Source organism: Sandarakinorhabdus sp., assembly GCF_031430775.1.
Lineage (GTDB): Bacteria > Pseudomonadota > Alphaproteobacteria > Sphingomonadales > Sphingomonadaceae > Sandarakinorhabdus.
Genome location: NZ_JANPCD010000009.1, coordinates 1 through 6,963 on the forward strand (window position 1 = coordinate 1; position 6,963 = coordinate 6,963).

General features: G+C 67.3%; 7 protein-coding genes and 1 pseudogene. 2 read left to right on the plus strand and 6 right to left on the minus strand.

Going from position 1 to position 6,963, the window contains the following annotated elements:
- Together RMQ73_RS00345 and RMQ73_RS00350 are read right to left on the minus strand one after the other, a co-directional pair.
- Positions 1-259, minus strand: a 259-nt coding sequence (locus tag RMQ73_RS00345; RefSeq protein WP_310495967.1) for a DUF1295 domain-containing protein, incomplete at its 3' end; no start/stop codon positions are given.
- A gap of 2 nt (positions 260-261) precedes the next feature.
- Positions 262-861 (minus strand): lysophospholipid acyltransferase family protein, encoded by a 600-nt coding sequence (locus tag RMQ73_RS00350; protein ID WP_310495968.1) that lies wholly within the window; start codon positions 859-861, stop codon positions 262-264.
- Positions 862-967: 106 nt separating this feature from the next.
- Here RMQ73_RS00350 and RMQ73_RS00355 point away from each other — a divergent pair, with 106 nt between their 5' ends.
- Positions 968-1,378 (plus strand): DUF2177 family protein, encoded by a 411-nt coding sequence (locus RMQ73_RS00355; RefSeq protein ID WP_310495969.1) that lies wholly within the window; start codon positions 968-970, stop codon positions 1,376-1,378.
- A 110-nt stretch (positions 1,379-1,488) separates the two neighbouring features.
- On the opposite strand, the gene RMQ73_RS00360 is transcribed toward RMQ73_RS00355, so the two are convergent.
- From RMQ73_RS00360 to RMQ73_RS00370, 3 genes are read right to left on the minus strand one after another with little or no spacing between them, the layout of a single operon-like run.
- On the minus strand, positions 1,489-2,646 hold the full coding sequence (locus RMQ73_RS00360; RefSeq protein ID WP_310495970.1) for a hypothetical protein: 1,158 nt from the start codon (positions 2,644-2,646) through the stop codon (positions 1,489-1,491).
- A gap of 6 nt (positions 2,647-2,652) precedes the next feature.
- On the minus strand, positions 2,653-3,534 hold the full coding sequence (locus RMQ73_RS00365) for a hypothetical protein (RefSeq protein WP_310495971.1): 882 nt from the start codon (positions 3,532-3,534) through the stop codon (positions 2,653-2,655).
- Positions 3,531-4,193: a sigma-70 family RNA polymerase sigma factor gene (locus RMQ73_RS00370; RefSeq protein ID WP_310495972.1), complete on the minus strand. Its 663-nt coding sequence runs from the start codon at positions 4,191-4,193 to the stop codon at positions 3,531-3,533. Before RMQ73_RS00370 ends, RMQ73_RS00365 begins: the two co-directional genes overlap by 4 nt.
- Positions 4,194-4,322: 129 nt before the next feature.
- Between RMQ73_RS00370 and RMQ73_RS00375 the strand changes: the two genes are divergently transcribed.
- Complete coding sequence (locus RMQ73_RS00375; protein WP_310495973.1) at positions 4,323-5,195, plus strand: autotransporter domain-containing protein; 873 nt, start codon at positions 4,323-4,325, stop codon at positions 5,193-5,195.
- A 13-nt stretch (positions 5,196-5,208) separates the two neighbouring features.
- Here the strand turns inward: RMQ73_RS00375 and RMQ73_RS00380 are convergent.
- Positions 5,209-6,963 (minus strand): annotated as a pseudogene (locus RMQ73_RS00380) (WD40 repeat domain-containing protein); the annotation flags it as partial.

Genomic DNA, 6,963 nt, shown 5'->3' on the forward strand with positions numbered 1-6,963 from the left:
CGCTGCCCAGCCGCCGCCAGCGCCGCAACAGATGCGTGCCGAGCCGCCCGCCCCACAGCGTCACCAGACCAAGCAACGCCCAGCCCAGCGGCCCGGCAGGCTGGCCGATCTGCACAGTGGTGAGCAGCACAAGGCCGACCATGCCCCAGGCCCAGACGATATCGATGAAGCTGACATCGCGGATGGCCACTGCGACCCGCCACAGGATCATCAGCGCCGCCATGATGGCCAACAGGTTGAAAGCGAGCATCTGGACCATGATCAACGTTCCCCCGGCTGGACGATGCCCTGCATGGCAAGATGCGGATGGCGCGGTGCCACCGAGCGATAATATTGCTCCACCTGCGCCATGTCGGCAGCATAATCACCCGTCGGCATGATGGCGGGGCCAAGGCCACCAACACGTCGGGCATAATCCATCAACCCGCAGACCATAGGCACCCCGGCGCCCAGCGCGATGTGATAGAAACCGGTGCGCCAGTGGCGGACGCTGCCACGCGTGCCTTCGGGCGCAATGGTGAGGATGAAGTCATCCCGGGCGACAAATTCGGCGATCATGGCGTTCACATAATCGCCGCCGCGCTTTCGGTCGATGGCGATCCCGCCGATATCTGTCAGGAACCGGCGCAGCGGCCAGCGGAACAGTTCCTTTTTCGCCATGAAGTACGGCGCCAGCCCCAGCGTGCGGGTCAGGCCGAAATAATAAAGAAAGTCCCAATTGGACGTGTGCGGCGCCGCAATGATGATGCAGCGGCGCGGCACCGGTGCCTCGGTCTGCGCCTGCCAGCCCTGCCGGCGATACAGCCACAGCAAGCCCTGTTCGAGCGTGCGCGTGGCCCAGCCCTTTGTCGACGCCGGCATTCTTCCCCCAAGCATTTGCGACACAACATCGCGGATTGGGGGTGCCTGTGTCAAAACCCCGTGTCAAAACATTGTCAGCCTGCCGGGCCGCGCTATGGTGACGCTCATGATAGCTCGCACCCTCACCGCTTATGTCGCTACCGGCATTTCCTTTGCCGTCATCGATAGTTTCTGGCTGATCCTGATGGCGCCGCGCCTCTACAAGCCGGAAATCGGCGAGATGCTGGCGCCAGCGTTTCGCGGCGGGCCGGCGGTGGTGTTCTACCTGCTGTATATTGCCGGCATGCTGTATTTTGCCGTGATGCCGGGCCTGGCGTCGGGGCGCTGGCAGACGGCGCTGCTGCAGGGCGCCGTGCTCGGGTTCATGTGCTACATGACCTATGACATGACCAACTATGCCACGCTCAAGGTCTGGAGCCTCAAGGTCACCATACTCGACCTGATCTGGGGCACGGTCCTGACCGGCCTGTCCGCAGCGGCTGGCGCCGCGATTACGCAGCGGCTTTTTCCATCCTGACGAACCTGCTGCCGATAGCGGAAATTCGGCAGCGGTCCGGGCTGGACAAGGATATCCGCCGGCCTATCGAGCGGGCCGGCGGATTTGTTCTGGCAGACAGTTCGGGCGCGTCAGCCGGGGCGGCGGCCCATGGCGCGGCCGGGACGATTGGCGCGGCCGGCAGCGGCGCGATTGGCGCGGGCGCCTTCGGGGCGGACGGTCTGGACGTTGCGCGTGACCTGGCCATTTGCACGGCTGACAGTGACATCGCGGCTGGCGACGACTTCGCCGGCGCCATTGGTCAGGCTGCGGCTGCGCGCGGCGCCATCGGCGGTGCGTGTGCCTGAACCATCCAGGGTCAATGTCTGGCCGTTCTTGCCGGTGCGCGTGCCGGTTTCGGCATAGCCGGTTTCGGTGCGAGTGCGCGTGTAATCAAAGCTGCTGGTCTTGCCATCAAAGCCGGTGCGGCTACCCGATGCGGTGACGCCGTCGTCGGTGCGGGTACGGGTCGCCGACGACACGGCCACGGCACCGTCGCTCTTGCGCGTCACTTCGGCGTCGCGCGTCTGGGTGCGGGTGTCGGGGTCGCGGGTGGTCACGATCGTGCCGCTGATCTTGGCGTTGTCGATGGTCTTGGTACTGGTCACCGGCTCGGCCACGGCGGTTGACGCAAGCACGAGCAGCGATGCAAGGCCAAGGGAGACGGCAGCGGTCTTGATGCAAAGGGTCATGGTCTGGCTCCTGAAACCTGAAAGAAGCGGCTTGGTGCCCGCCTCATCTGTTTCAACGTGGCCGTGCGGCAAAACCCTTCGCCGGCGAAATGGCAGATCATGCAGAACGGTGGAAAGATCGCGACCGTCGAACAGGCGGATGATCGCGCCGGCACGTCCAGCTAGCAGATCGACGGCGCCGCGAGCAGATTGATCGAGGCTGCGCTTGACAGTCAGGATTGGGCGCGCGGGCTTGACATTTTCGCCATCCGGCGCGATTTCAGCGGTGTCGGCGGTGGAACTCTCCCCAGTTCTAGTGGGGACTTGTTCAACCCATCGTCGGCGCCCATCCTCACTGGCATAGGTCACGCGGCCCTCACGGACGGCTCTGCGCGCGGAATCGGAACGTGCCTCGCTGTGCGTGGAAACGACGACGCTGACCACCGGCCCGCCCAACATGCCCGCAACGTCGATCACGGCCAGATAATCTCTGCCGTCCTCCGTCATCCACACGGCATGCCGACCGTCCGGTTCGACAAAGACCATTTGCGGCGAGGCCAGCAGTTCGGGCAGCCGCATCAGTTGCTACTGGCGCGGCCCGCGTGGTCGGGCAGCCTTGTCACGCATGGCCCGCAACGCTCGCAGGCGGCGCAATTGCTCCCTGTCCTGAGTCCGGGCAACAGCCGCTTCGCGCAGCGCATCGGGGATGGGCCGGGTCTCGGCACCAAGGGCTGCGTCGGGCAAGGACGGCAATGCCTCTGCGCGTGTTGCCAGCCGTTCGGCAATGGCACCCTGCACTGCCGGCGACAGCCGTTCGGCGATGGCGCCGCGCACAGTGATGGCATCAGGGCCGGCATCGGGAACGGTGTCCGGCGCAGCAGCCCGCCCGGCGATGGCATCGCGCAGTACGGCGCGGCCCAGGGGCGCGGTCCGCTCCGCCGTGCGGGTGGCCATGCGCTCCGCCATGCGGGCGGCGGGGTGCGGCACCGGCGGTGGCGCGGCAACCGACTGGGCTTGAAGCGGAATAGCCGCCGGCAAGGGTGCCGCCGGCAGTGGCAAGGCTGCCGCCTGCAGAGGCAGGGCGGGTTGCGGCGGCGACAGGTCCGGCACGCGCGGCATCGATGGAGGCGGCGGCGGCGTGACGCGCAAGGGCAGTGCAACGGCGCGCGGTGCCGGCGCGGATACGGCGCCAAGGCTGGCCAGCACCGACGGCAAGGTCAGGCCGGCATAATCGGCAAGCCCCGCCGCGACGGCGGTGGCGACCAGCATCGAGGCGGTCACAACAAGGGCGCCCCGCGTCCAGCGGCGCGGTGCACGGCGCAAGGTCATGCGGGGCGAAAGTGGAGGCAATGGCGGGCGCGCCGCGACGGCCACGACGCGGTCCATGAGGCCGGGGGACATCGGCGGTACCCGGCCGCCTTCACCCAGCAGGCGCGCCAGCACGGCGTCATCAGGCAGCGCGATCATTGTGCATTCTCCAGGCCAAGGCCAGCAGCGGCAAGATTGTGCCGCAGCGCCGTGCGGGCGCGCAGCAGCAGCGATTCAAACCCCTTGACCGACATGTCCATGCAGGCGGCGGCGGCGGCATTGGGCATGTCCTCCCAGTACGTCAGCACGATGCTGGCACGCTGGCGATCGGGCAGCGCCCTGACGCAGGCATCAATGCGGCGGCTACGCTCGTCAGCCTCCAGCAACGCATCTGCGCCCGGTGCATCATCGGGGCGGTCGGGCAGTTCGGCCATGGTCACCGGCCGGCGGCGGCGGCTGCGATCGATGCACAGATTGGTGACGACGCGCTGCAAAAACGCCCGCACGCCGGTGTCCCCTGCCCGCCAGCGCGGCGCCTGCAGCCACAGGCGTGCAAAAGCCTCCTGCACCAGATCCTCGGCATCGCCGTGGTCGCCGGTCATCCGCCACGCAAGCCGGAATGCCGCCGTCTGGTGGCGCTGCGCCAAGGTGCGCAGGGCGTTGGTGCTTTGGGCCGATGGTGCGCGGGCAGGCGCGGCGGCCGCGGCCATGGTCGCCATCAACTGGTCGTCGCTCAAGGCGCTGGTGGCCGGCGCCGCATCAGGTGCGGCAAGCGGCGGGTCCGGCGCCGCCGCAGCGAGGGGCGCCCCGCTCAGCATCGCGGCTCAGGATGGTGAAGAGGGCGCATCAGACATGTTAACGCAAGTCCGGCAGAAATCCTTCGCCATCCGCGAAGGATTTGCGGGCACGCCTGCGTTACATCGTTCAGAACCAATTTGGGGGGTTTCATGTCCATCGCCAGCCGTATCCTGCCTGCCGCTTTCCTTTTCGCAACATCAGGCGGTGCAACATTTGGCAGCGCCGCGTGCGCCGCCGAGGCCGCGCGTCCATGGTCATTGGCTGTCATCGGCGGCCTTACCGCCGTGCAGTCGCAGTCCGACCAGCCGTTTGCCGGCATCAGCCTGCGCCGCGCCCTTGGCAATGCCTATGTGCGCGGCGGGCTGACCTGGGTGGGCAGCGGCAACGCGCGCGGGCTGGCAATTCCGGCCGACACCTGGCTGGGTACCATCGGCGCGGGCACCAGCATGGGGGCGGTGTCGCTGGATGGCTATGTCAATTTTGGCCAGCGCAAGTTCAACGATGCCAGCTTCCGCCGCCCGGACGGCACGCGCGTGCTGCTCGACCGGTCGGGTTCGACGTTCGGCATCGGCGGCACGGCAACCTGGGACATTGCGGTGGGCAAGGACTGGTTCGTGTCACCCTTTGCGGCGCTGGATTACAACAGCGTCGATTTTGCCGTGGCCACGCGCGTCGGCAATGTCGTCACGGGATCGTTGCAGGACAAGAGCGACGGTGTCACCGGCACCGGCGGGGTTGGCATCAGCTATATCCTGCCCGGCGAGGGCGGCAGCCTGGGGCTGTCGGCGGCATTCAGCCATGCCAGCAACCTGGCCGCCGTCGGCCAGATCGGCCGCACCGGCGCCAACCTGCCGCGCTTTGTCGATTCCGGCACCGCGCCGGACAGCTGGGGCGAAATCGCCGCGACAACGTCGTTCGACATCAGCCCGTCGGTCGCCATCGACCTGTCGCTGGTGCAGACCATCGGCTTTGCATTCGGCGACACCACCGCCGGATCGGCCACGCTGCGCTTTGCGTTCTGATGGCGGCGCCGGCCTAGAACGCGTTGCCGATCGACAGCAGGGCGCTGCGCAGCCACCCGAACCATGATGTGTCGGGGGTCGCGCAATGTTCGGACATGGCCTCGGCAAGGCTGAACGTGCGGCGTTCGTCTTCGGTCAGCTCGCGCGGCTTGCGGCGGCAGGCTTCGGCAAGCAGGGCGGCGTCGGTTGCCACCGGGAAAGGTCCCCAGACGATCGCGGTCCCGTCCTGCGATGCCGTGACAATGCGGCGACCGTCGGGCGAGAATCTGGCGCTGGTGACATGGCCCTGGTGGCCTTCGAGTGTCGCGAGCGCCGTGCCCGTCGCTGCGTCCCAAAGCCGGGCGGTGCCGTCCACCGACGCCGTGACGATCCGGCGGCCGTCAGGAGAATAGACGGGATTGTAGATCACGTCCGTATGCCCCTTGAGCGCGGCGATCACCTTGCCCGTGGCCGCGTCCCACAACCGCGCGGTCTTGTCTTGTGACGCCGTGACGATGCGGAGGCCATCAGGTGAAAAGATCGCGCGGGTTACGGCGGCCTTGTGGCCTTTCAGCTTGGCCAGCCGTTTGCCCGTCACGGCATCCCACAACCGCGCAGACTCATCTTTCGACGCGGTGACGATGCGGCGACCGTCGGGCGAGAACAGGGCGCTGGTGACGCCGTCATCATGACCCTTCAGCGTCGCCTGCCATGCGCCCGTTGCGGCGTTCCACAGCCGCGCCGTCTTGTCCTCCGACGCGGTGACGATGCGGCTGCCATCGGGCGAGAACTCGGCCCGGACAACCCCGCCTTCATGTCCCTTCAGCGTGGCCTGCCATGCACCCGTCTCCCCGTCCCACAGCCGCGCTGTCCCATCCTGCGACGCCGTGGCGATGCGGCGACCATCGGGCGAGAACTCGGCGCGATACAAATTGAGAAGGTGCCCCTTTAGAACGGCGATGGCCGCACCGCTTCTGGCGTCCCACAACCGTGCCGTCTTGTCCCGGGACGCCGTCAGTATGCGGCGACCGTCAGGGGAATATACAGCGCTGATGACCTCGTCGGTATGGCCCTTGAGGACTGCAATATCGGCGCCATTCGCCGCGTCCCACAGCCGCGCCGTGCCGTCCTGCGACGCCGTGAGGATGCGGCGGCCATCTGGCGCGTAGATGGCCCGGTAGACCAGCGCCGTGTGCCCCTTGAGCGTGAACAGCCGCGCACCCGTCGCCGCGTCCCACAGCCGCGCTGTCTGGTCGTCCGACCCGGTAATGATACGGCTGCCATCGGGCGCGAATACGGCGCTGTTGAGCGCGCTTTCATGGCCCAGAAGCGTCGCCAGCGGTGTGCCCGACACGCCGTCCCACAGCCTTGCAGTGCCATCCCAGGACGCCGTGACGATGCGGCGACCATCGGGCGAGAATGCGGCGCTGTACACCGCGTTCTCATGACCCTCGAGGGCGGCGATCAAGGCGCCCGTCATCGCGTTCCAAAGCCGCGCTGTCTGGTCCATGGATGCCGTTGTGATACGGCGGCCGTCAGGCGAAAATGCGGCGCTGGTGATCATGTCCCCATGCCCCGTGAGCACGGTTTGCAATGCGCCTGTGGCTGCATCCCACAGCCGCGCCGTGCCGTCATTGGACGCCGTGACGATGCGGCGGCCATCGGGGGAAAATTCGGCACGATAGACGGCCTGGTCGTGACCCTTGAAAGTGCGGACCATCTGGCCCGTTGCCGCATCCCACAACCGCGCCGTTTTGTCATCCGACGCAGTGACGATGCGGCTGCCGTC

Excerpts from the sequence above, each read along its gene's own strand:
- RMQ73_RS00370 (WP_310495972.1), bottom strand. The coding sequence starts at position 4,193 with ATGCTGAGCGGGGCGCCCCTCGCTGCGGCGGCGCCGGACCCGCCGCTT.
- RMQ73_RS00355 (WP_310495969.1), top strand. The coding sequence starts at position 968 with ATGATAGCTCGCACCCTCACCGCTTATGTCGCTACCGGCATTTCCTTT.
- RMQ73_RS00360 (WP_310495970.1), bottom strand. The coding sequence starts at position 2,646 with ATGCGGCTGCCCGAACTGCTGGCCTCGCCGCAAATGGTCTTTGTCGAA.
- RMQ73_RS00375 (WP_310495973.1), top strand. The coding sequence starts at position 4,323 with ATGTCCATCGCCAGCCGTATCCTGCCTGCCGCTTTCCTTTTCGCAACA.
- RMQ73_RS00365 (WP_310495971.1), bottom strand. The coding sequence starts at position 3,534 with ATGATCGCGCTGCCTGATGACGCCGTGCTGGCGCGCCTGCTGGGTGAA.
- RMQ73_RS00350 (WP_310495968.1), bottom strand. The coding sequence starts at position 861 with ATGCCGGCGTCGACAAAGGGCTGGGCCACGCGCACGCTCGAACAGGGC.